Annotated in this window: 19 protein-coding genes; 13 read left to right on the top strand and 6 right to left on the bottom strand. The window is 60.2% G+C overall.

Annotation, left to right across the window (positions count from 1 at the left end; all coding sequences use genetic code 11):
* The first annotated feature begins 63 nt into the window (after positions 1 to 63).
* The 3 genes from B097_RS0101705 (at position 64) to mgrA (ending at position 3,956) form a co-directional block, all read left to right on the top strand.
* A complete protein-coding gene (locus B097_RS0101705) occupies positions 64 to 1,518 on the top strand; it encodes a YkvI family membrane protein (protein ID WP_018580804.1) in 1,455 nt (484 codons plus the stop codon).
* A gap of 81 nt (positions 1,519 to 1,599) precedes the next feature.
* The gene (locus tag B097_RS0101700) at positions 1,600 to 2,862 is read left to right on the top strand and encodes a YkvI family membrane protein (RefSeq protein WP_040429230.1); all 1,263 of its coding nucleotides are present in this window, start codon (positions 1,600 to 1,602) and stop codon (positions 2,860 to 2,862) included.
* 23 nt (positions 2,863 to 2,885) lie between these two features.
* Positions 2,886 to 3,956, top strand: coding sequence for an L-glyceraldehyde 3-phosphate reductase (gene mgrA, locus B097_RS0101695; protein ID WP_018580802.1), 1,071 nt, complete (start codon positions 2,886 to 2,888; stop codon positions 3,954 to 3,956).
* 3 nt (positions 3,957 to 3,959) lie between these two features.
* Here mgrA and B097_RS0101690 read toward each other — a convergent pair whose 3' ends face one another.
* Complete coding sequence (locus B097_RS0101690; protein ID WP_018580801.1) at positions 3,960 to 4,433, bottom strand: MarR family winged helix-turn-helix transcriptional regulator; 474 nt, start codon at positions 4,431 to 4,433, stop codon at positions 3,960 to 3,962.
* 58 nt (positions 4,434 to 4,491) lie between these two features.
* Between B097_RS0101690 and B097_RS0101685 the strand changes: the two genes are divergently transcribed.
* On the top strand, positions 4,492 to 5,427 hold the full coding sequence (locus B097_RS0101685) for an aldo/keto reductase (protein ID WP_018580800.1): 936 nt from the start codon (positions 4,492 to 4,494) through the stop codon (positions 5,425 to 5,427).
* Here B097_RS0101685 and B097_RS0101680 read toward each other — a convergent pair.
* Positions 5,424 to 6,500: a glutathione S-transferase family protein gene (locus tag B097_RS0101680; RefSeq protein ID WP_018580799.1), complete on the bottom strand. Its 1,077-nt coding sequence runs from the start codon at positions 6,498 to 6,500 to the stop codon at positions 5,424 to 5,426. The two genes, B097_RS0101685 and B097_RS0101680, sit on opposite strands and share 4 nt — an antisense overlap.
* A gap of 132 nt (positions 6,501 to 6,632) precedes the next feature.
* On the opposite strand from B097_RS0101680, the gene B097_RS0101675 reads away from it, so the two are divergent.
* Entirely contained in the window at positions 6,633 to 7,460 is an 828-nt protein-coding gene (locus tag B097_RS0101675; protein WP_018580798.1) for a DoxX family protein, read from the top strand.
* Here the strand turns inward: B097_RS0101675 and B097_RS0101670 are convergent.
* Genes B097_RS0101670 through B097_RS12290 form a run of 4 tightly spaced genes read right to left on the bottom strand, consistent with a single transcriptional unit; the run spans position 7,398 to position 12,769 of the window.
* Positions 7,398 to 8,690, bottom strand: coding sequence for a glycosyltransferase family 87 protein (locus tag B097_RS0101670; RefSeq protein WP_018580797.1), 1,293 nt, complete (start codon positions 8,688 to 8,690; stop codon positions 7,398 to 7,400). The genes B097_RS0101675 and B097_RS0101670 overlap by 63 nt on opposite strands.
* 21 nt (positions 8,691 to 8,711) lie before the next feature.
* Positions 8,712 to 10,553 carry a dihydroxy-acid dehydratase gene (gene ilvD / locus B097_RS0101665; RefSeq protein ID WP_018580796.1) on the bottom strand — a complete coding sequence of 614 codons (1,842 nt, stop codon included), beginning with the start codon at positions 10,551 to 10,553 and terminating at the stop codon, positions 8,712 to 8,714.
* A 1-nt stretch (position 10,554) separates the two neighbouring features.
* On the bottom strand, positions 10,555 to 11,109 hold the full coding sequence (locus tag B097_RS0101660; RefSeq protein WP_018580795.1) for a PH domain-containing protein: 555 nt from the start codon (positions 11,107 to 11,109) through the stop codon (positions 10,555 to 10,557).
* A 10-nt stretch (positions 11,110 to 11,119) separates the two neighbouring features.
* Positions 11,120 to 12,769, bottom strand: a complete 1,650-nt coding sequence (locus tag B097_RS12290) for a mechanosensitive ion channel family protein (protein ID WP_018580794.1) — start codon at positions 12,767 to 12,769, stop codon at positions 11,120 to 11,122.
* Between the two features lie 283 nt (positions 12,770 to 13,052).
* Between B097_RS12290 and B097_RS0101650 the strand changes: the two genes are divergently transcribed.
* The 8 genes from B097_RS0101650 (at position 13,053) to B097_RS0101615 (ending at position 24,432) form a co-directional block, all read left to right on the top strand.
* On the top strand, positions 13,053 to 14,921 hold the full coding sequence (locus tag B097_RS0101650) for an acetolactate synthase large subunit (protein WP_018580793.1): 1,869 nt from the start codon (positions 13,053 to 13,055) through the stop codon (positions 14,919 to 14,921).
* 2 nt (positions 14,922 to 14,923) lie between these two features.
* Positions 14,924 to 15,433, top strand: a complete 510-nt coding sequence (ilvN, locus tag B097_RS0101645) for an acetolactate synthase small subunit (RefSeq protein WP_018580792.1) — start codon at positions 14,924 to 14,926, stop codon at positions 15,431 to 15,433.
* Between the two features lie 83 nt (positions 15,434 to 15,516).
* Positions 15,517 to 16,533: a ketol-acid reductoisomerase gene (ilvC, locus tag B097_RS0101640; RefSeq protein WP_018580791.1), complete on the top strand. Its 1,017-nt coding sequence runs from the start codon at positions 15,517 to 15,519 to the stop codon at positions 16,531 to 16,533.
* A 115-nt stretch (positions 16,534 to 16,648) separates the two neighbouring features.
* On the top strand, positions 16,649 to 17,566 hold the full coding sequence (locus B097_RS0101635) for a cation diffusion facilitator family transporter (RefSeq protein ID WP_018580790.1): 918 nt from the start codon (positions 16,649 to 16,651) through the stop codon (positions 17,564 to 17,566).
* Between the two features lie 61 nt (positions 17,567 to 17,627).
* Positions 17,628 to 19,451 (top strand): GmrSD restriction endonuclease domain-containing protein, encoded by a 1,824-nt coding sequence (locus B097_RS0101630; protein ID WP_018580789.1) that lies wholly within the window; start codon positions 17,628 to 17,630, stop codon positions 19,449 to 19,451.
* Positions 19,405 to 20,286, top strand: coding sequence for a hypothetical protein (locus tag B097_RS0101625; protein WP_237559384.1), 882 nt, complete (start codon positions 19,405 to 19,407; stop codon positions 20,284 to 20,286). The genes B097_RS0101630 and B097_RS0101625 overlap by 47 nt, the downstream gene beginning before the upstream one ends.
* A gap of 82 nt (positions 20,287 to 20,368) precedes the next feature.
* Positions 20,369 to 21,952 (top strand): phosphoglycerate dehydrogenase, encoded by a 1,584-nt coding sequence (gene serA / locus B097_RS0101620; protein WP_018580787.1) that lies wholly within the window; start codon positions 20,369 to 20,371, stop codon positions 21,950 to 21,952.
* A gap of 164 nt (positions 21,953 to 22,116) precedes the next feature.
* The gene (locus B097_RS0101615; protein WP_081617985.1) at positions 22,117 to 24,432 is read left to right on the top strand and encodes a carbon starvation CstA family protein; all 2,316 of its coding nucleotides are present in this window, start codon (positions 22,117 to 22,119) and stop codon (positions 24,430 to 24,432) included.
* Positions 24,433 to 24,434: the final 2 nt, after the last annotated feature.

Raw genomic sequence — 24,434 nt, 5'->3', positions numbered from 1 at the left:
TCAATAAACATCCTTGTTCGGCCACTGCGCCCGCCGCCGAAGGAGGATGGGGACCTCTATCGCATGAGAAAATCAATCACCATTGCTCTTGCTTATGTCGGCCTTCTGGTGGGCGCGGGCTTCGCGTCTGGGCAGGAAGTCATCCAATATTTCGTCGCCTACGGCACGATGGGGATGATCGGCACGATCTTCGCGGCCATCATGTTGGTCGTCGCGGGTGCCGTCTTGTTCCAGCTGGGAAGCTATTTTCTTGCCGACGATCACTCGGCCGTCTACAACAATGTGTCTCACCCCAATGTGTCCCGTTTCCTCGATTGGTCGACTCTTCTCACACTGTTCTGCATCGGGTTTGTGATGCTGGCGGGCGCCGGATCGAACTTGGCGCAGCAGTTTGACCTGCCGGTGTGGGTGGGGTCTGTCATCATGACGGTCTTGCTGATCATCTCCGGTTTTTTGAACGTGGAGAAGCTGACCAACGTGATCTCCATGATCACCCCGCTGCTGATCATCGCGGTGGTGGGCTCGCTGATCTACACCATCTACAGTTTTGGCGACGTTGATATCGAAGCGCTGAATGAGCTGTCGAAGGAGAACACCGCCGCCGCTGGTGTATTTGGTAACTGGCTGCTCTCCGCGTTGAACTATGCCGGCCTAGCAACGATCTGTGGCGTGTCCATGATTTTGGTGATCGCAGGTTCACACATGAATCCCCGGCACGCGGGAACCGGTGGACTTATCGGCGGCATGGTGTTTTCTTCGCTGTTGGTCATTTTGGTGTTCGTGCTGTTTTTCAACATGGAGGGCGTCGTCGGTTCTGACATGCCGCTGCTGATGGTTTTCGACAACTTCCACCCCGTTGTCGGCACCGTGGTCGCGCTGATCATCTACGCGATGATTTATAACACCGCAGTCGGCATGTTCTATGGCATTGGTCGTCGGATGTCTGCGAAGAATCCGGGCAACTTTAAGAAGTGGTACTTCGGTACCCTGGCTGTCGGGTTCCTCTTGTCTTTCGTCCCGTTCCAGTCCCTGGTCAGCTGGGTCTATCCAGTGCTGGGATATTTGGGTATAGCGCTCGTTGCGATCTTGACCATCTCCTGGATCAAGAGCCGCGGCGACATCGTGGAAGAGACCAGCCGCCGCGAACGCTTGGCAGAGCTAGCAGAATCCAAGCTGGACCCTGAGACCGACGATCTCACCATGCAGGAGCGCAAGGAGGTGCTCGAGCTTGTCGACGAATCCCATATGGAAGATTCCGCGCTGTGGCAGTCGGTCCAAGAGGAAGTAGCGGCAGAACTGGATCAGGACGCGGAGAATTCTTTCGAGCTGGCCGACCACCCGCACCTGGATCCCGACCATGAGGATTACACCGGCGAATGGGAGAAACCGGGGACGATTACCGTCGAACCGGTCACCGCGGACCTGTCCGCTTTGGCGCGTTTGCTCAGCCCGGAACAGGTCGATGAACTGCCTGATGGACCGGTGAAAAAGAAGATCGTAGCAGCGCAAGGGCGTTAATCATTCGCGAAGTCATAGGAAAAGCTGTACGTTGGTTAACGTTAAAATTCATTTTCCTATATTTCGAAGGATTGGTAATTCGTGAAAAGAAGTATCACTATTGCCCTGGCATTTGTGGGACTTCTCGTTGGTGCCGGGTTCGCTACGGGCCAAGAAGTTGTGCAATACTTCGTCTCTTTTGGTTATAAAGGCTTAATCGGCGTGGTCATCGCCGGCATCGTCATGGTGTTTTCCGGCGCTGTTCTATTCCAGCTGGGCTCGCACTTCCTTGCTGGTGACCACAACACGGTGTTCAAAAACGTTTCGCACCCATACGTGTCGAAGTTCTTGGACATCACCACCGTGATCACCCTATTTGCGATCGGTTTTGTCATGCTGGCCGGCGCTGGTTCCAACCTGAACCAGCAGTTCGGCTGGCCGACGTGGATCGGCGCCTGCATCATGACGGTCCTCGTCCTGATTTCCGGACTGCTGGACGTAGACAAGATCACCAACGTGATTTCGGCGATTACGCCGTTTATCATCATCGCCATTTTCGTGGCGTTCGTGATCACTTTGATGAACTTCCCGGATGACACCTCGCACCTCAATGAGATTGCGATGCAGCAAGACTCCGCGATGGGGCACTGGCTCCTATCCGCAGTGAACTACACCGCCATGGCGTTGATGCTGGGTGTTTCCATGATGCTGGTGATTGGTGGTAACCAGTCGTCGTCACGCGCGGCTTTCCGCGGCGGCATCCTGGGCGGCATCATCTTCTCCGTGATGTTGCTGGTCCTAGCATTCGTGATCTTCTTCAACATCGACCAGGTCGGAGGCTTGGACCTGCCACTGCTCGGTGTCTTCGATTCCCTGCACCCGGCGGTCGGCTTCGTCGTGTCCTGGATCATTTACGCGATGATCTACAACACCGCGATCGGCATGTTCTACGCCCTGGCACGTCGCATTACGACGAACAGGCCTGAAAAATTCCGCGTCGTGTTCTTCGCGGTGACCCTAGCCGGCTTCGTTGTGTCCTTCCTGGGCTTCTCCAACCTGCTGGGCTGGGTCTACCCGGTTATCGGTTATATCGGCATGGTGATGACCGTCGTCACGTCTATCTCCTGGATCAAGAATCACGCCCGCATCAACCGCGAGGCGGACGTGCGTGATCGCCTGACCGAGCTGGCCGAGCAGAAGCTGGACCCAGAGACCCCGGATCTCAGCGGTGAGGAAAAGCAGGAGGTCCGCGGGCTCGCGCGCGATTCCCGCGTGGACGGAAAGCAGCTGTGGGAATCCGTCCAGCAGGACGTCGCAGAGGAAATGGCGCTTGACGACGAGGGCTCCACCTCGATGAAAAAGTAGCAATCTTTCGGCACTATGGAGGTATGACTACTTATACTCCGCACCCTGATCGCTACGCCGAGATGGACTACCGCACCGTGGGACACTCCGGGCTAAAACTGCCTGGGGTGTCTCTTGGTTTGTGGCACAACTTCGGTGATGACAAGACGCTGGAATCGCAGCGCACTACGATCCGCCGCGCATTCGACCGCGGCGTGACCCACTTCGACTTGGCGAACAATTACGGTCCGCCAGCGGGAAGCGCGGAGATTAACTTCGGGCGGATTCTGCGCGAAGACTTCAAGGCGCATCGCGACGAGATGATCATTTCGTCCAAGGCCGGCTGGAACATGTGGGATGGGCCCTACGGTTTCGGTGGGTCGCGCAAATACCTGATGAGCTCGCTGGATCAGTCCCTTGAACGTTTGGGTGTGGACTATGTGGATATTTTCTACCACCACCGCCCAGACCCGGACACCCCGCTGGAAGAGACGATGTACGCCTTGCGCGACATCGTGGCCAGCGGAAAGGCGCTCTACGTGGGCATTTCTTCCTATGGTCCAGAGCTGACGGCGGAGGCAGCCGAATTCATGTCCGAGGAAGGCTGCCCGCTGTTGATCCATCAGCCCAGCTACTCCATGGTGAACCGCTGGGTGGAGGAACCTGGTGAGGACGATGAGTCTCTGCTGGAATCGGCAGCCGCCAACGGGCTGGGGGTGATCGCCTTCTCGCCTCTGGCGCAGGGATTGCTCACCGACCGCTACCTGGACGGCGTACCTGCGAACTCGCGCGCGGCCGCCGGAAAGTCTTTGTCCAAGGACATGCTTAGCGACGAGAACCTGACCATGGTGCGGGCGTTGAACGATATTGCTGCGGAACGTGGCCAGTCACTGGCACAGATGGCCATCGCGTGGGTACTGCGCGACCAAGGCGAGGAAACCGTCACCAGTGCACTTGTCGGCGCATCTAGTGCCGAGCAGCTCGACCATAACCTGGATGCGCTGGACAACCTGGACTTCTCAGAAGAGGAGCTCAGTGCGATCGATGAGGTGGCGGTAGACGCTGGTATCAATATTTGGGCTGGTGCCACACGCTCACGCAACCACGGCGATTAGTGCCTAGGCGCGGGGGAGGGTCGGCGGATTCAGCTTCACCAGAATCTTGTGCATCAGCGACCCAAGCTGCTCCGCTTCTTCAGCGGTGAGCGCGTCAAACACGATTTCGCGGACGCGTTCCACATGCCCTGGCGCCGCGCAGTCCAAGAACTCCCAACCCTGAGGGGTGATTGAGGCAATATTGGTGCGGCGATCCTCCTGATCTGGGGTGCGCTGCATCAGGTTGCGTTTTTCCAAGCGGCCTACCACGTGGGAGAGCCTAGAAGGCGACATCTGCGTGCGGCATGCCAGCTCCGTCATGGTGAGGCGGCCTTCGTCGGCAAGCGATACCTGCGCGAGCGTGAAGTAATCGTGCAAGTTCATTTCGCTGTCGGCCTTGAGCTGCTCGTCGAGGCGGGTAGGCATCCAAGAGGAGACGGCCCAGAGCGCAAGCCACGTGTCTGTTTCTTTTTCGTTTAGCCAGCGGGTCTTGTTCATACAAAGATCATAAGTCGGATTCGGTTGAATCTTAAATATTAGTGGTTAGTGTGGGGGCATGGCTCATATCACCAATACTGACATAGACATTTATCCACTCAATCTCGGCGGCAACCCCTTCGGCTGGACCGCGGACAAAGATGCCACTTTCGCCATCCTGGATGGTTTCACGGAGCGGGGCGGCAACTTCGTCGATACAGCGGACTCCTACTCGAACTGGGCTGAGGGCAATGCCGGGGGAGAGTCGGAGGAACTTATCGGCCAGTGGCTGGCGTCGCGCAAACCGCAGAACTTTCATGTGGCCACAAAATCCGGTGGGCTTGATGGGGTTAACGGCCGCTCTCGCCGGGCGACGACGGATGCCGTCGAAGGGTCACTGCGTCGCCTCGGGATCGAGACGATCGACCTGTTTTACTACCACTGGGACGATGAAGAGGTGGCTATCGACGAGCAGGTCGCCATCGCTAATGACCTGATCGAGGCGGGAAAGATTCGCTACCTGGGCCTGTCGAACTATACGCCGGAGCGGATGCGGGCCTTCTTTAAGGCTTCAGAGGGGACCAGCGCGCAGCCGGTGGCGATGCAAAACCAGTACTCGCTGCTGCACAGGAAGGAATTTGAAGAAGGTTATCAGCCGATCGCCACAGAGTTTGGTGCCTCCGTCTTTCCATACTTCGCGCTGGCCTCGGGCATGCTGACCGGCAAGTACCGCAGCGCCGATGACCTCAGTGGTGCGGCCCGCGCGGGGATGGCCGAAGGCTACGCGAGCGACGAGGCATTCGCTCTCATCGATACGCTGGTTGCGCGTGCCGACGAAGCCGGGGCCGAACCCGCGACGGTTGCGCTGGCATGGTTGCTGGCCAAGGGGGTCACCGCACCTGTGGCGTCGGTCTCGCGCGTCGACCAGCTCGATTCTCTGATGGCTGCCGGTGAGCTCACCCTGTCTGAAGAGACAGTGGAAGCTCTCGACGCGGCAAGCACACCATTCGCTTAGGGGCGCTGGAAAGGCTCCGGGTGCTTTACTTCTTCGCCGGCAGGGACCGGGCCAGGTAGGACGGTGCCCTCCGCGAAGGGGGAGCCTGGCAGATGGTCGCGCCCGTGTGGCTCCATGATCGACGACATGTCGGGGCCCACTGGGACGATCTGCGTCGGGTTCACCTCAGCATGGGTGATGAAGTAGTGCTCCTTGATCTCCTGGAAGTCGGTGGTGTCGCCGAAGCCTGGGATCTGGAAGAGCTCCTTGAGGTAGCCCCAGAGGTTGGGCATCTCGGTGATCTTGTGGCGGGAGCACTTGAAGTGGGAGTAGTACACCGGATCAAAGCGCACCAGGGTGGGGAAGAAGTAGATATCTACCAGGGTGATGTGCTCGCCCATCAGGTAGCGCCTCGTCGATAAGCGATCTTCGAGCCAGTCCAATGCCTTCCAGAGGCGCTCATAGGCGGCGTCATATGCCTCCTGCGAACCGGCGAAGCCACAGCGGTACACGCCATTGTTTACCTCGTGGTAAATCTCGGTGATGATTGGCTCCATCTCCTCGCGCAGGTGCTCCGGGTAGAGGTCAGGGGCGCCTTCGCGGTGGAATTCGGACCACTGATCGATGAAATCGACTGGGATCTGGGGGAAGTTATTGGTGACTACCTTCGCGGTTTTCTCCTCAACAATCGCTGGGACGGTGATCCCGCGCGGGTAGTCGGGGAAGCGGTTGAAGTAGGCCTCCTGCAGGCGGTGCAGTCCGGTGACGGGGTCCTTCTCTTCTGGATCCAGGTCAAACTTCCAGGAGCTCTTGCCGTGGGTCGGGCCTGCCAGCCCAAGTGAAATCACGTCCTCCAGCCCGAGGAGGCGGCGGGTGATGATGGTGCGGTGCGCCCATGGGCAGGCGCGGGCAGCTATCAAGCGGTAACGGCCTGGCTCGACTGGCCAGTGGAAGGTTCCGTCTTCTTGTTGCTGTGGCTCGGAACCGGCGGGGAGATCGGCGACGATGCGGTCTTCGATATAGGTGGTGTCGCGGACGAACTCGCCGTCCGGTGATGCGTTTTGTGCGGGTGCGTCGTGGTCTGAGGTAGACATGTGCTCACTCCATTCATTTGGTGTTATGTCAACAACTCTAGGGGTAAAATGGTGAGCTGTCAACGACCAAATATTCCGGCGCGCCGTTCACGCTGCCGGACCTGAGGCGCGACCTCGCCTAAGTTTGGGCTTATGAGTGACAAACTTCCCCGCGATAATGACCGAAAGACGCAACCAGAGTACGTCGACGAGATCGACGACCTCGACGTGCCATCCTACGACGCCCAGAACCCCACCACGTCCATTTATGATCGCACCGGCAGGGCCGCACCCGAGCGGATCGAACCCGCGGACGCGCACACCACCGTGTTCGAAAGGCCCACGGAGCCAGCGCCGTCCACCGCGCTCAGCAGTGAGCCGCTGGTCGCAGAGCCTGTAGCTACCGAAGCTCCTGTGAGCTATGAGCAGGAAGAGTTGGTCGTCGATACGCGTGTCGACGATGCCCGCCGCGGAACCACCGACCTGGGATTGTTGCTGCTGCGCATCCTTGCCGGCGGCTTCCTCATCCTGACCTCGGTGGCCACCTTCTTCCGCCTGGGCGGGGACGAAGGCCTTGCCGGGTTGGAGCGTGCCTTTTCCGCCTATGCCTACGGCGATATCCTGGCCATCGCGCTTCCCACCGCGCAGCTGGCAGCCGGAGTGTTCTTGCTGCTCGGCCTGATCACACCGGTGGCGGCGATGGTCGCGACGGTGGCGACTGGATTCATGGCCCTGCACGCGCTCGCTTCGGAGGGCGCGGGACTCAATGTCTTCGGCTGGCCAGACACCGTGTGGCTCAGCGTGATCCTGCTCGGCCTGTCCGTGGTCCTGCAGTTCACGGGCCCGGGCCTCTACTCCTTTGATACCGGCCGTAGCTGGGCGCGCCGCCCGCTGGCCAGCTCCTGGATTTTCATCATCCTAGGAATCGTGGCGCTGATCGCCGTGTGGATCTTCGGCACCGGCATGAACCCGCTGGCTTAAAGGTACCTGCTTGATGGCAGCCGCTAGCGCCAGGAGCGCGGCCGCAGCCAGCCAGACGAAGTCACTGACCAGAATCTTCTGCCAGATCGCCAGCTCGAAGACGGCGATGGCATCGCCAAACCACCACTTCGGGGGATTGGTGAGCACCAACACCGCCCACAGCGCAGTCACCGCTGCTAGGGCGGTGTTTCCCTTCAGTACGGTGAGCAGGCGCCACGTTGCCACCGGCAGGATCAGTGCCAGCCAGACCCAGTGGTGGGACCAGGACACCGGCGAGATCAACAACATGATCACCGAATTCACCAAGATCGCGTCCACGTGCATGTCGCGGCGCATCAAGGCCACCATCAGCCACGCGCCCAGCCCGATCGTCACCAGCGACAGCACCAGCCACACCACGTTGACCAGCGTTCCGTGGGCATCCAGTTGCTCTTGGGATTCCGCAAAGCGCATCAGCATGCCCTTGATCGAGCTGTTCGATTGGTAGGTGGAGTCCACCCCGAACTCGTTGCCCGAGCTCATGCCCAGCAGCGTGACGGAGAAATACTCCACCGTGGCATCCCACCGCACCGCAGCAGCGACTAGGGTGGCGCCCACGGCGGTGGCAGCGGTGACGAAGATGGCGCGAAACTCCTTGCGCAGCAGGAAGTACAGGCACATGGCCAGCGGCGAAATCTTGATCGCCGCCGCGATCCCAATCCAGAAGCCACGCGGCAGGTAGCGCTTACGCGGCACCAGATCGATGAACACCAGCGCCATCAACACGATATTGATCTGCGCGAAGCCTTGGTTCAGTACCACCGGTTCAATCAGCATGCCGGCGACCCAGGCGATCGTCGTTAAGCACCAGCGTAGGCCCCGGTCCGCGTCCGGCAGCAGGGCCTTGAAGGCGAAGTAGGCGCACACCAGCAGCAAGATATCGGAGATGACGACCATGATGTCGCCGGCAAGCGCATCCGAGATGGAGGACGGAGTAAGCGGGCCGAGAATCAGCGCGCCGAAAGGCGGATAGATGAAGGGAAGCGCGAGGTCTCCTGCGTACATCGGCACGGAGTAGACCTCTTCGCCGCTGAAAAAGGCTCGCGCGCCCTCCCTGTAAATGATCATGTCTACGGGGAAGTTGGTCTGCTTGATGTGGGAGGCCACCACCCCGAGACCAGCAGCAAAGCCCACCACCGTCAGGAACTTGACGATGGTGGGCAGAAGCTGATGAGTGTCACGGTCGATCATTCGTGACAGTCTAGTCGTTTCTTAGTCGACCTGGCGCACCGCACCCTTATCGGCGCTTGTCGCCATCTTGGCGTAAGCACGCAGGGCCTTCGAGACGACACGCTCGCGCTTCGGAGTCCATGGTGCGTCGGAGGCTTCCATCGCTTGTCGACGATCCTCCAGTACCTCTTCGTCCACGTCCAAGGTGAGTTCGCGCTTGTTCACGGAGATGGAGATCGTGTCCCCATTCTCGATCAAGGCGATCAAGCCCTTGTGCGCAGCCTCGGGGGAGATGTGGCCAATCGACAGGCCCGAGGTACCGCCGGAGAAGCGACCATCGGTGATCAGCGCACACTTCTTGCCCAAGCCCGCACCCTTCAGGAAGGAGGTGGGGTGCAGCATTTCCTGCATGCCAGGGCCGCCAGACGGTCCCTCGTAGCGGATGACGACGACCTCACCAGGCTGGACCTCACGGTTCAGGATCATCGACACGGCCTGCTCCTGGGAATCGACCACGCGGGCCGGTCCCGAGAACTCCCAGAGTTCCTCTTCCACACCAGCGGTCTTGAGCACTGCGCCGTCTGGAGCGAGGTTGCCGCGCAGAACGACGAGGCCACCGTCGGAGGAGAAGGGGTAATCGACGGAGTGGATGACACCTTTCTCTGGGTCCGTGTCTAGCGTCTCCCAGCGGTTCGACTGAGAGAACGCCTCGGTGGAGCGCACGCCACCTGGGGCAGCGTAGAACAGTTCCTCTGCCTCCTCCGTGGCCTTACCGCCGCGAATGTCCCAGTCGTCCAACCAGGCGTCAAGGGAGTCATACTTGATGGTGTTGACGTCCTTGTTCAGTAGGCCGGCGCGGTTGAGCTCGCCCAGGATCGCAGGGATGCCGCCTGCGCGGTGAACGTCTTCCACGTGCGCGGTGCCGTTAGGCGCGACCTTGGACAGACACGGGATCTCGTGCGAGAGTTCGTCGATATCCGTCAGGTCGAAGTCGACCTCACCCTCCTGAGCTGCGGCCAGGGTGTGCAGGATCGTGTTCGAGGATCCGCCCATAGCCATGTCGAGGGCCATGGCGTTACGGAAAGCGTCGCGGTTGGCGATATTGCGTGGTAGCGCCGACTCATCCTCCTCACCGTAGTAGCGCTTGCACAGCTCCATGACGGTCTCGCCGGCCTTGACGAACAGTTCACGACGAAACGCGTGGGTTGCCAGGGTGGTGCCGTTGCCAGGCAGGGAGAGGCCCAGGGCCTCGGTGAGGCAGTTCATCGAGTTGGCGGTGAACATGCCGGAGCAGGAGCCACAGGTGGGGCAGGCGGATTCGACGATCTTCTCAAGCTCTGCGTCCGAGACGTTGTCGTCGGCGGAGTAGGAGATTGCGTCGACCAGGTTGGAGTTGGTCTTTGCAACACCATTGGCCACGACAGCCTTGCCGGCTTCCATCGGGCCGCCGGAGACGAAGACGGCGGGGATGTTCAGGCGCATTGCTGCGTTGAGCATGCCAGGGGTGATCTTGTCGCAGTTGGAGATGCACACCATTGCATCGGCGGTGTGGGCGTTGACCATGTACTCCACGGAGTCCGCGATGATCTCGCGGCTTGGCAGCGAGTACAGCATGCCGCCGTGTCCCATGGCGATGCCGTCGTCGACAGCAATCGTGTTGAATTCCTTCGGCACACCACCGGCTGCGCGAACCGCCTCGGCAACGATGTCGCCGACGTTTTTCAGGTGGACGTGTCCTGGAACGAACTGGGTGTAGGAGTTCACAATGGCCACAATGGGCTTGCCGAACTCATTTTCTTGCGTTCCTGTTGCGCGCCACAGCGCGCGAGCACCCGCAGCCTGACGGCCGACGGTCGTGACTCGTGAACGGAGGGGGAAGACCATGTCACTCCTTTTGTGATTGTCTATTTGATTCTTCTGGCGCGTGCTCTTCAGCAGCGCCGTTTTTCTTCTTGGCCTCGTAGGCCTGATATTCCTCTTGGGTCATGAGCACCTGGCGGCCATCCTTGTCTATCACAGACACCTTGCCGTCAAGAGATTCCAAACCCTCGGTGAGGACATCGGGGATTCGGCCCCGGGATGCTTCTTCGAGAGCGGGTAATGAGTTAAACGTCACACCGGGTAGGGAATATTCCCTCCCTGCGCTATCGCGCGCCTTGGCCTTCGAGCCTTCGAAGGCGATGCCGTCGAACTCATCCCAGGGGATGGAGACATTTTTCTTGAATAGATAGTTGATGAAGACGCCGCGTTCGTCGATACGTGTATGGGCTTTGAACACCCAGACGAGGAACAGGATCGGGAAGATGAGCAGCCAGCCCAGTTTTAATGGGGCCCAGCTGATCCCGATGAGCGCAATGCCCGTCATTAGAAGGGTGGCAATAACGTGCGTGCGTTCGGGCCGGAAATAGGTGGAATCCGACCTCTGTTCTGCGGAACTCATAGATCACATGCTATCGAACCGGATTAGCGGTCTGCGCAGGGGCCGTCATCGGTGCCGCCCCGCCGGTCTCCTGTGGAGCCTGTTGCGGGTCATTCCCCGCGGTTGGCTGCTGCTGTTGAGCGGGGTTCGTCGGCGCCGCAGGGGCCTGTGATTGCTGTTGTTGCGGCGAGTTCTGCTGACCAGGCTCCTGGTAGTAGCCGCCGTCAGTGCCCTGTGGCTGCGTGGTCTGACCCGGTGCCGCAGGCCCAGAGGTCGCGGTCGGGGCCGGCGTACCCGTCGGTGCCGTTGGTTCAGCAGGCGGAGTGGGCTCTGGGGCGACGTCCTCGGTGGGTGGTGGAGGCGTCGATTCAGTAGACGACAGGGGAGGAGGAGCCAATACTCCCGAGACATGCTCGTCGTTATACGTGCCCGATGCGGTCAGTCCGCGCAGGATCAGCAGTACGAGCAACACCAGCAGCAAGATTGCCGTGGAGGGGCGCATCCGGCGACCAGCGGTCAAGATGTCGCGGAACGTCGACCGCTTCTTGTCGGTTGTGTCGTCGTCTTCGTCCTCTTGTCCTTCATCAGCGGTGACGTCCTGCTCCGCGTCCTTGACGGCCGGATCCTTGCCCTCGTCAGTTTCGAATTCTGGTGGCACATCTGGTTGGTCCGAGTCGGTGCCAGTGGCCTGAATTACCTCCGTTTCCGGATCGGCATCAGGTGCCGACGCAGTTGGCATCATTTCGGTCGGCGCCTCGTCGTCAAGCTTCTCAATCGTCGCACGCGTTGCAGGGATCGACGAAGTCTTTGCTTCTTGGATGAGCGTGCCATCCATAGTGGTCGCGGAGCCGTACTCGTCCCAGAACTCATCCAAGATCGACATTCGTATAGCGCGCTCAACTAACCACTGCGAACCAGCCTTGACCTGGGTCATGAAACGCATGTCGACGGTCCACGGCATACCTACAGTCGCTGGCGGATCTACATTGACCGCTGGGTGGACATCTAGCTCGCCGATAACCTCTGAGGCAATCTCCGGGCGTGCCAGTGCGCGACGGGTGGCGCCTTCCGATCGTCGCAAAGCATCTTTCGCGCTAGAGGATCCCAGCAGGGGTACGGGCATAACGACGACCGCCCGTGACCAGTAATTTGACCGGTTGATCGCCACGCGCGCCGTGGAGTTCGGAATGTTCACGGTGGACTGGTCGATCGTGCGGATCTGGGTCGAGCGCATCGTGATCTGGATGACCGTGCCTTCCACATCCACCCCATTGCCGGTAAACGCCACCCAGTCTCCCACGCCATACTGCTTCTCCGAAAGGATGAAAAAGCCCGCGAGGAAGTCCGCAATGATGGACTGCGCGCCAAAACCGACGGCGGCCGAGACGACCGTGGCCGGAATGGCGGCGCCGGCTAGCGAAAAGCCGAATTCTTGCAGGATCATTACCGCGATGATGAAAAACGCGATGAGCTCTGCAACATAAACACCGACGCCGGCGAGCGCGAGCTTGCTTTTGCCCTCGTCCTTGTCGCCTTCCTCCTGCACGCGGCGTTCCAGCACACGCGTGGCTAGGCGGCCGGCGCGCGGTACTAGGAAAGCGATGACAACGAGGATGGCGATATTAAGGCCAGAGTCGGCGATCCATCTCCAAATGGAGGCAAAGAGGTATTCGAAAGGCATAACAACACCGAGAGTAGCCCCCAATACGTGTAACCGACTGTGAACCGTGTATGATCTACCGCATGATCATTTTGCGACTAGTAGTGGTACCGCGACGGCGCCTGCCGTGACGGTGAGAAACCACTTCTCGTCGTTGTGACAAGCGCCCTCGACAGCACCCACCCACAGTGCCTGTACGAGGGCTTTGTTATGTGGTCGCGCATCAGACGGCTAAACAATTTCGGCCCCACACCTAGGAGCCGATGCAACGTTTAACTCTTCTCTTTCAAAGGAGCTATAGACAGTGGCAGCTTCCAATAAGCCATCGCCGGCAACGGCCGCCAAGAAAGCGGCGGGCACTGCGCCCGAGCGCATGACTGGCGCCGAAGCAATTGTGCGTAGCCTTGAGGCACTGGGGACGGACCTTGTGTTCGGCCTTCCCGGCGGAGCGGTACTTCCGCTCTATGACGCACTGTACGCAGCCGAGAACCTCCGCCACGTGCTCGTCCGCCACGAGCAGGGCGCCGGTCACGCGGCCGAGGGCTACGCCCTTGCGTCGGGTCGTGTCGGCGTGTGCATCGCTACGTCTGGTCCGGGCGCGACCAACCTGGTCACCGCGCTTGCCGACGCGAACCTGGACTCCGTGCCGATCGTGGCAATTACCGGGCAGGTCGGGTCCTCCCTGCTGGGCACCGACGCCTTCCAGGAGGCCGATATCCGTGGCGTGACCATGCCGATCACCAAGCACAATGTCATGGTCACTGATGCCAATGACATTCCTATGGCCATCGCAGCCGCGTTCCATCTGGCTGAGTCCGGCCGTCCAGGCCCCGTTCTGGTGGACGTTCCCAAGGACGTCCAGAACCAGGAGATGGACTTTGTGTGGCCACCGAAGGTGGACTTGCCGGGTTACAAGCCGGTGACCACCCCGCACTCGCGCCAGGTTTCCCAGGCGGTCCAGCTGATCGCGAAGTCGGAGCGCCCCGTTCTCTACATCGGTGGTGGCGTGATCAAGGCCGACGCGCACGAGGAACTGCGCAACTTCGTCGATTACACGGGCATCCCAGTGGTGACCACGCTGATGGCACTCGGCGCGTTCCCAGAATCACACGAACTGCACATGGGCATGCCCGGCATGCATGGCTCCGTACCGGCGGTTGGTGCGATGCAGGAATCCGACCTGCTGATCACGATCGGTGCGCGTTTCGACGATCGCGTCACCGGTGATCCTGACGCGTTTGCGCCGAACGCCAAGGTGATTCACGCGGATGTTGACCCAGCTGAGATCGGCAAGATCCGCGCGGTCGATGTTCCGATCGTCGGCGATGCCAAAGAAACCCTCCACGCACTTCTGTCGACCTTCCAGAGGTCTAAGAAGGTAGACAAGCCGCAGATCAAGCCGTGGGTGGATTACCTCCACGGTCTGAAGGAGCGTTTCCCTCGAGGTTACGAACCACAGGAGAACGGGGAGCTCTCGCCGCAGTACGTCATCGAGACGCTGAGCAAGGAAGTAGGCCCCGAGGCGATCTACGTCTCTGGCGTGGGCCAGCACCAGATGTGGGCAGCCCAGTTCGTGGACTTTGAAAACCCACGCACCTGGCTCAACTCCGGCGGCTTGGGCACGATGGGTTATGCCATCCCGGCCGCGGTCGGCGCGAAGGCCGGTTGCCCGGACAAGGAAGTTTGGGCGATCGACGGTGACGGCTGCTTCCAGATGACCAACCAGGAGATTACCACTGCCGCGGTGGAAGGGTTCCCCATCAAGGTTGCCCTGATCAACAACGGCAACCTGGGCATGGTCCGCCAGTGGCAGACCCTGTTCTATGAGGGGCACTACTCCAACACGAAACTGCATCAGGACACGCACTACATCCCAGACTTCCTGCAGTTGTCTGAGGCACTCGGTGCTGAAGCGATCCGCGTGACCAAGGAAGAAGAAGTGCTGCCAGCCATCCAGCGTGCACGCGAAATCAACGACCGCCCAGTGGTCATTGACTTCGTCGTGGGCGAGGACGCGCAGGTATGGCCGATGATCGCGGCAGGATCGTCCAACTCGGACATCGAATACGCCCGCGGTCTGCGCCCCTTCTTCGAAAACGAAGATTCGGCAGCTGCTTCGCCGGCTGAGATCGACGAGGCCATCGACGACGCTGCACAGCAGAAGGAGAACTAATCATGAACGAGATCACTCGCAACATCCTGTCTGTTCAGGTCCAGGACGTCGACGGCATCATCTCTCGCGTGACTGCAATGTTCACCCGCCGTGGATTCAACCTGGTGTCGCTGGTCTCAGCGAAGACAGAGACCGAGGGCTTGAACCGCCTGACCATCGTGGTGGACGCGACAGAGCACCAGATTGAGCAGATGACCAAGCAGCTCAACAAGATCATTCCGGTGATCAAGGTGGTCCGCCTTGAGGAAGACGCCACCATCGCACGTTCGCTGATGCTGGTGAAGGTCAACGCGACCAACTCGAACCGCCCTCAGGTGGTCGATGCCGCGAACATCTTCCGCGCACGCATCGTCGACGTGGCCCCAGAATCGGTAGTGATTGAGGCCACTGGTACGCCAAGCAAGCTGAAGGCGTTCTTGGATGTCTTGGAGCCTTTCGGGATCCGCGAGCTCATCCGCTCCGGTGAGATCGCGCTGAACCGCGGGCCAAAGACAATGGCACCGTCCAAGTAACCACTAATAACGGAAACAAAACTATCTCGTGGCATAATCGGCCACTAAGAACTTTTAAACAAAGAAAGGTGAGTGCAACACTCATGGCAATTGAGGTTTTTTACGACGACGATGCTGATCTGTCGATCATCCAGGGCAAGAAGGTCGCCATCATCGGCTACGGCTCCCAGGGCCACGCACACGCAATGAACCTGCGTGACTCCGGCGTTGAGGTCGTTATCGGCCTGCGCGACGGCTCCAAGTCCGCGGAGAAGGCAAAGGAAGCTGGCTTCGAGGTCAAGAACAACGCGGATGCTGCCGCATGGGCAGACCTTGTCATGCTGCTGGCTCCGGACACCTCCCAGGCACAGATCTTCGAGCAGGACATTGAGCCAAACCTCAAGCCAGGCAACGCTCTGTTCTTCGGCCACGGCCTGAACATCCACTTCGACCTGATCAAGCCAGAAGACAACATCGTCGTCGGCATGGTTGCACCGAAGGGCCCAGGCCACCTGGTCCGCCGCCAGTACGTTGACGGCAAGGGCGTGCCTTGCTTGATCGCTATCGATCAGGATCCAGAGGGCAACGGCCAGGCTCTGGCACTGTCCTACGCTTCCGCAATCGGCGGTGGCCGCGCGGGCGTTATCCCGACCACCTTCGAGGCAGAGACTGTCACCGACCTGTTCGGCGAGCAGGCTGTCCTGTGTGGCGGTACCGAGGAACTGGTTAAGACCGGTTTCGAGGTGCTCACCGAGGCGGGCTACGAGCCAGAGATGGCGTACTTCGAGGTCCTGCACGAGCTGAAGCTGATCGTGGACCTGATGTTCGAGGGTGGCATCGCCAACATGAACTACTCGGTGTCTGACACCGCTGAGTTCGGCGGCTACCTTTCCGGCCCACGCGTTATCGACGCTGGTGCGAAGGAGCGCATGAAGGACATCCTGAAGGATATTCAGGACGGCACCTTCACCAAGCGCCTGCTGGCCAACATCGAAGGCGGCAACAAGGAGCTTGAGGGTCTGCGCGACGAGTACTCCAAGCACCCGATCGAGGAGACCGGTGCGAAGCTGCGCGACATGATGAGCTGGGTGAAGGTCGAGCTGTCCGACACCGCTCACTAATTCGCTTATCGACGACGCGCCCTGCCAACCCCCGCGGTTGCAGGGCGCTTTTTTCTCCCCTCTTGTATTTTCAATAGCTTGTCAATAAGTGTCGGTAGTGGGTAAGGTGGCAGACATGGCCACTGGAAAGAACCTCCACCACGATCACGACCACGATCATGCAATTGATCCGCAGTCGGCATCCTTGCGTGCGCTGATCACGGCGCTGACGCTGACCTCGGTAGTGTTTTTCGCTGAGGTGATCGGTGGTCTCGTCTCCGGTTCCATGGCCTTGCTCGCCGATGCAATGCACATGCTCTCCGATGCCACGGGGCTGATCATCGCGGTGATCGCCGTGCTGGTGGGGCGCAAGGCGGCGTCGGCACGCGCAACCTATGGCTACCGCGGTGTCGAGGTTCTCGCTGCGGCCATTAACGCCGTGACGGTGATCGCGATTTCGGTGGTGATTGTCGTGCAGGCCATACTGCGCACCCGGTCAGAGGCTGACATTCACGTGGGGCTCATGTCTACCGTCGCCGTGATTGGCCTGTTGGCGAACGCGGCCTCGGCGTGGGTGTTGTCTAGGCAGCGCGAGAACTCCCTCAACGTTGAAGGGGCTTTCCTTCATGTGATCGTCGATATGCTCGGCTCTGTTGCAGTGATTGTTGCCGCCATAGTCATCCACTTCACTGGCTGGACATGGGCTGACTCGGTGGCATCCTTAGTCATCGCCGCGATGGTTCTGCCACGTGCAGTGAAGCTGCTGCGGTCGTCGTTACGCGTCTTGCTCGACCAGGTTCCTGAAGGGGTGGACATGGACGCGATCCAGGCGGATCTGGAGCAGATCCCGGGGGTTCAGGCGGTGCATGACCTGCATGTCTGGTCGACCAATGGGGTAGAGGTGCTGGCCACGTGCCACTTGGTGGTGGCGGATGAGGGGTGCACCGGGCCGCTTCTCGACGAGGCGCAGGCGCGGCTGCGGGTGCATGATATTGAGCATTCGACGATTCAGATTGAGCATCCGGAACACATTGATCACGAGCAGGTCTGTTAAAGATGTGACTTAGCGCGGGTTCGCTGCGCATAACAAAGCTGTCAGCGCTAGGGTGGGGTATATGGGTTTTACCTCTCCAAGTTATTCACTGACTGACCTGTTTGACCGGATCGATCGTAACGAGCTGCAACTGCCTGACTTCCAACATGATTTGGTATGGACACTGGACAGCATCCGTTCCGTCATCGGTTCTGTGCTGCGTGGTTATCCCATCGGGTCGCTGTTGGCCCTGGATACTCGCAACACCCCGACGCGTTTCAAGCCCCGCCCGGTCAAGCGCGCGCCTGACCTCAACGTGGACCCAGGGCTCCTGCTGCTCGACGGCCACCAGCGCCTCACGGTGCTGTACAACGCGCTGCACGGCGATGGGTTCGTCGACACCGTGGATTACCGCAACCAGCCGATCCGCCGACGCTTCTATGTGGACGTGCGCTTGGCGGTCTCCTCGGAGACGCTTCCCGACGAAGCCGTTTTCGCCATTGACGAAGACGGTCGCGTGAGGTCCCACTTCGGGCCAAGCATCCCCGGTGGGCTGCTTACTCGTGAAGATATGCTGAATAACTATGTTGTTCCGGTGTCGTACCTGCTGCACGAGGAGGGCAATGACCTCCTGTTCGATATGGCAGCGCACTCGGAAGACGCGCAGGTTCGCGAAGACGTGAAGAAGTTTTATAGCCGGGTGCTGCGGGCCGTGTCCGCCTACAACATTCCGATGATTCGTCTGGATCGCGACACCCCGCAGTCGGGCGTGGGGCAGATCTTCGCCCACGCCAATAGCTCTGGTCACCGCATGGACGTTTTCGAGCTGCTCACCGCAGTGTTTGCCGCAGAGGATGAGTCCTTCCGTTTGGCGGACCACTGGGCAAAGGTGGAAAAGCACCTGCGTAAGCACCCTGCACTGGACGGTATCGACCGGATTCACTTCCTGCGCGCTGTATCCCTGCTGGTGAGTGGCCGGCGTGGTCAGGCAACGGGGCACCGCGGCGACATCTTGAATCTCACGCTGAGCGATTATCTCAGTGCATCGGAGGAACTGATCGACGCTTTCGACCAGGCCTCTGTGTTTCTTGCGCGACGCTGCATCCTGACCACCGATCAGGTGCCATACACCAACCAGTTGGTGCCATTGGCGGTGCTGTTGGCCCGCCTGGCAGAAACCCCTGGGGTGTTGGAAGACGTTCAGGCCCGTGATCGCCTGAACCAGTGGTTCTGGTCCGGTGTATTCGGAGAGCTCTATGGCAGCTCCGCGCCGACGACTCGCGCTGGTCGCGATACCGACCAAGTCACCGCATGGATGAAGGGGGAGGCCGAAGAGGTGCCGAAGACGGTGCGCGACGCTGAGTTCTATGAGTCCCGCCTGGTCTCCGCAAGGGAAGATTCGGGCGTCTACCGTGGCATCTATGCGCTGTTGATGGCGCGTGGTGCCCGCGATTGGCGGACCGGCCAGGAGTTCAACCAGGAGACCTTGCCGGAGCTGCAGCCGGGCTTCTACATGATTTTCCCGCCGGCCTTTTGCACGCAGCAGGGCATTGAGCCCGAGGTCGCTTATTCGGTGCTGAACCGCACCCCGATGGGAAAGCGCACTGAAGTTGTGCTGGATGGGGGAGAGCCGAAGCGCTATCTGCGCCGCATCCAGTCAAAATCCATCATGGAAGACGACGAATTCGATGCGGTTCTGGCAACGCATGAGCTGGAGCCGGAGCATCTGTTCTCAACGAAGTGCCACGAGTTCTTCGACGATCGTCGTGAGCGTTTCGTCGGCATCGTGGAGTATGCGATGAACAAGCCTGTCATCCGTGACGGTGAGTTCGAATCCACAAACCAAGGTGAGCAGGCGCGTGACGACGACCCACTCGATGACACTCTCGACGAAGCAGAGGCTTAGCGCCCTCGTCGTCTGCGCCGGTCTTCTGGCGGGGTGTGCGCCAGAAGCCGCCGTGGATCCCATTGAGCAGGCCCGCGCGGTGAACCAGAACCGTTCGGTAAGTAGTAAGTTTCCTGATCATCCCGTGGTGATGGAGGACCCTTATGGGTTTGAGACTTCGCGTGCGTTTTTCGATAGTTCAGAGACGGTGATCGTCGTCGATGACACGGTGAGTGCTGCGCTGCGGGGTGCCTCTGTGGCGATCATGACGCACGCGCCGGTGTTGGTGTACACGCCCGATAATCATCGCCAGGTTGTCGAGGAGATCCAGCGGCTTGGTGGGCACACCATTCTGACGGTCGGGGAAGTGCTGCTAGCGCCGGCGCGCGGTACCGTGCAGGTGATCCGTGACCCGGGTGGCATGGAAGCACTGGAGACGATGACCGCGCTGGCTTTTGACGTCGTCGAGGTGGACCAGCCAGAGGACGCTGTGGCTGCCGTTGTGGGCGTGGATGAGAAAGAACCCGTCTGGTTGAAGGCGACGTGGGAAGAGCCTTTCGTCGGAACGCGTGCCGATGCGCGACCATTTCCGGCACAAGGCCCGCGCGATGCCGACATGGCCCCGAAAGTGGTAGCCACGCCGCGCTCTGATCTTGTGGCTGTGATCAATGCGCGCAGTTTTGGTGCTGAAGTCAGTCTTGTGGATAACCCCGATCCGGTGAGTAGTCGCGATACTTTGCGTGAGATGATCGGTTTGGCTGATCGCCCATTGCTTGCCTTGGGGCAGGAGTTTGGCACCGAGGGACAGCTGGCTAAGCGAATTCGGGCGGCGGAAGAAAGAATTAAGGCCGAATGATACCCCGGGGCTTGCTTGCCAGCGATAGGATAGCTTCGGCAGCCGCCATTGATTATTTGTACTGATCTCAGGAGAAAATTTCGTGACTAAACCAGTCGTGCTTATCGCTGACAAGCTTGCACAATCCACCGTCGACGCGCTGGGAGACGCAGTCGAGGTCCGTTGGGTCGATGGGCCCAACCGCCCGGAGCTGCTCGCCGCTGTTCCTGAGGCAGATGCGTTGCTGGTGCGTTCCGCCACCACCGTGGACCGTGAGGTTCTTGAAGCCGCGCCGAACCTGAAGATTGTTGGCCGCGCTGGCGTGGGCTTGGACAACGTGGATATTGAGGCAGCCACCGAGCGTGGCGTGATGGTGGCGAACGCCCCCACCTCGAATATTCACTCTGCGTGCGAGCACGCGATCGCCCTGCTGCTGTCGACTGCGCGCCAGATCCCTGCTGCCGACAAGACCCTGCGTGACGCGGAGTGGAAGCGCTCCTCCTTCAAGGGCGTGGAGATCTTCGGCAAGACCGTCGGTATCGTCGGCTTCGGCCACATCGGCCAGCTCTTTGCCCAGCGCCTGCAGGCATTTGAGACCACCATCATCGCCTATGATCCGTACGCGAACCCGTCTCGCGCGGCACAGATGGGTGTGGAACTCGTTGAGCTTGAGGACCTGATGGCGCGCGCTGACTTCGTCACCATTCACCTTCCGAAGACGAAGGAAACAGCTGGCATGTTCGACAAGGACCTGTTGGCGAAGGCAAAGAAGGGCCAGATCATCATCAACGCGGCTCGCGGCGGGCTTGTCGACGAGCAGGCTCTGGCCGATGCGATCACCTCTGGCCACATCCGCGGTGCTGGTTTTGACGTGTATGACACTGAGCCATGCACCGACAGCCCACTGTTTGCCTTGGATGAGGTCGTTGTGACCCCACACCTGGGTGCGTCCACCGTTGAGGCGCAGGACCGCGCGGGTACCGACGTGGCGGATTCCGTTCTCAAGGCGCTCGCCGGCGAGTTCGTACCAGACGCGGTCAACGTTTCCGGCGGTTCCGTTGGCGAAGAGGTTTCCGCGTGGCTGGACCTGGCCCGCAAGCTGGGCCTGGTTGCGGGCAAGCTGCTGGGCGATGCCGCTGTGTCGCTTAAGGTGACCGTGCGTGGCGAGCTCTCCACCGAGGACGTCAACGTTCTGGGCTTGTCCGCGGTCCGCGGTCTGTTCTCCGGCGTGACCAATGAGCCGGTGACTTTCGTCAACGCTCCTCAGATCGCTGAGGCGCGTGGCCTGGAGTACTCCGTGGACACGGAGACCGAGTCTGAGACGCACCGTTCCGTCGTCGAGGTGCAGGCCGTATCTGCAGCGGGCGAGACCGCTTCTGTGCGCGGTGCACTGACCGGCCTGGAGCGCATCGAGAAGATCGTGCGCATCAACGGCCGTGGCGTCGATATGCGCGCTGAGGGTCAGAACCTCTTCCTGCGCTACACCGACCAGCCGGGTGCGCTGGGCAAGGTCGGCTCCAAGCTGGGCGACTCCGGCATCAATATTGAGGCCGCGGCGCTGACCCAGGCGACCAAGGGCGATGGTGCGATCCTGATCCTGCGCGTTGAGCGCGAGGCTCCGGAAGACCTTGAGGCAGAGGTCGCAGCCACCGTCGACGCGAATGCACTGCAGCTCAACCTGGACTAGGGCAACTTCGCTTTTCGACGATCAACCGGCCCCGCACTTTCCATCCGGACTGTGCGGGGCCGGTTTCTATCTTTTTTCGTCATTTCTATCCGTGTTCACGGTTAATGTGCCATGCTTTGATGGTCTGAATCACAGACGCTTCTTCTTGACGTGCCCGTCACGCTATGTGGCTTGTGGTGGGTACGTGTGGACTTGAAAGGCAGAACTTCGTGAGCACCATCACCGAAGGACCCGGCGCGGACCGGGTCGAGACGACCGTCACCGAAGACGGCCAAGAACATATCGTCGGCATCCGCCCAGAGAAGATGATCGGGCCGGTCGAGCGCCTGATCATCGCCGTGTGCGCCATTATCGCTGCGTTCGGGTGGGGCGCGATTGCGCTGAACCGCGACGAAACAATTAACTCAGTGTGGTTGGTGGCGGCTGCCATCGGCACCTACATCATCGGTTTTACACTCTATGCGCGCTTGATCGAATACAAGGTGGTCAAGCCGCGCAATACCCGTGCAACCCCGGCCGAGTACGTCAATGACGGGTCGGACTTTGTGCCTACGGACCGGCGTGTGCTGTTCGGCCACCACTTTGCCGCTATTGCTGGTGCAGGTCCTCTGGTGGGGCCTGTCATGGCGGCCCAGATGGGCTACCTGCCCGGCACCTTGTGGATTGTGTTTGGCGTGGTCTTTGCCGGAGCGGTGCAGGACTACCTCGTTTTGTGGGTATCCACCCGTCGCCGTGGCCGTTCCCTGGGCCAGATGATTCGAGACGAAGTGGGCAAGGTCGGCGGTGCCGCGGGCATTGCGGCGACGATCATCATCATGGTCATCATCATCGCTGTGTTGTCGTTGATCGTCGTCAATGCACTCGCGGACTCGCCGTGGGGTGTGTTCTCCATTGCGATGACCATCCCGATTGCCATGTTCATGGGTGTATACCAGCGTTTCCTGCGACCAGGACGAGTAACCGAAGTCTCCATTATCGGTGTGGTCTTGCTCTTGGCGGCGATCATCGGTGGAGGCTGGGTCGCCGAAACTACGTGGGGCGCAGAAATCTTCACCTTGTCGAAGACCTCGCTGTCCATCGCGATCATCATTTATGGCATCGTCGCAGCCATCCTGCCAGTGTGGCTGCTGCTTGCACCACGCGACTACCTGTCCACCTTCATGAAGATCGGCGTCATCGTCCTGCTGGCCGTGGCCATCATCATTGAGCGGCCAGAGGTGCAGATGCCAGCGATCACCTCCTTCGCCATCAACGGCGACGGCCCAGTATTCGCCGGTAGCCTATTCCCATTCCTGTTCATTACGATCGCCTGTGGTGCGCTGTCCGGATTCCACGCCCTGATCTCCTCAGGAACCACCCCGAAACTGCTGGAGAAGGAATCCCACATGCGCTCCATCGGCTACGGCGGCATGCTCATGGAATCCTTCGTGGCGATCATGGCCTTGATCACCGCCGTAGTGATTGACCGCCACAAGTACTTCGCCATGAACGCCCCGGCAGCCGCCACCGGCGGCACATCGGAAGGTGCGGCAGAATTCGTCGGCACGCTCGACCTGCCAGGAACGCCGATCACCGCCGCCGAGCTCGACGCGGCAGCCAATGCGATCGGGGAGGCCACCATCGTCTCGCGCACCGGCGGCGCCCCAACCCTGGCCTATGGCATGAGCGAAATCATGACCGACCTCTTCGGCAATCCTGCCCTCCAAGCATTCTGGTACCACTTCGCCATCATGTTTGAGGCCCTGTTCATCCTGACCACCGTCGACGCCGGAACCCGCGTGGCGCGCTTCATGATGACAGACACCCTGGGCAACGTACCCGGCCTGCGCAAGTTCAAAGACCCCAACTGGACACTAGGCCACTGGATCTCCACGATCTTCGTGTGCTTCCTCTGGGGCGCAATCCTGCTGATGGGTGTCACCGATCCGCTCGGCGGCATCAACGTGCTGTTCCCGCTGTTCGGCATCGCCAACCAGCTGCTCGCCGCGATGGCCCTCAGCTTGGTCTTCGTCATCTTCATCAAGAAGGGCCTGTACAAATGGGCGTGGATCCCAGCGGTACCGCTGGTCTGGGACCTCGTCGTCACCATGACCGCAAGCTGGCAGAAGATCTTCCACTCGGACCCATCCATCGGCTACTTCGCCCAGCACGCACGCTTCCGCGAAGCCCAACAACAAGGCCTGACGGAATTCGGCACAGCCTCCAGCCCAGAAGCCATCGCCGCGGTGGTGCGCAACACGATGATCCAGGGCATCCTCTCCGTCGTTTTCGCAGTACTGGTGTTGATCGTCGTTGGTGCCGCCTTCGCCGTTGCCGTCCAAGCAGTGCGTGCACGCTCCGCGGGAACACCGCTGGAGACAACCGAAGAGCCAGACACCCCCTCGCGCACCTTCGTCCCACGTGGACTCATGGCCACCAAGGAAGAAAAGCAGATGATGGACACCCTCGGTATCGAACAAGGTAGTACGGGAGAAAACTAACC

Source organism: Corynebacterium pilosum DSM 20521 = CIP 103422 (assembly GCF_000373805.1).
GTDB classification, from domain to species: domain Bacteria; phylum Actinomycetota; class Actinomycetes; order Mycobacteriales; family Mycobacteriaceae; genus Corynebacterium; species Corynebacterium pilosum.
The sequence above is the reverse complement of the archived record's forward strand: the minus strand, read 5'-3'. Positions and strand labels throughout refer to the sequence as shown.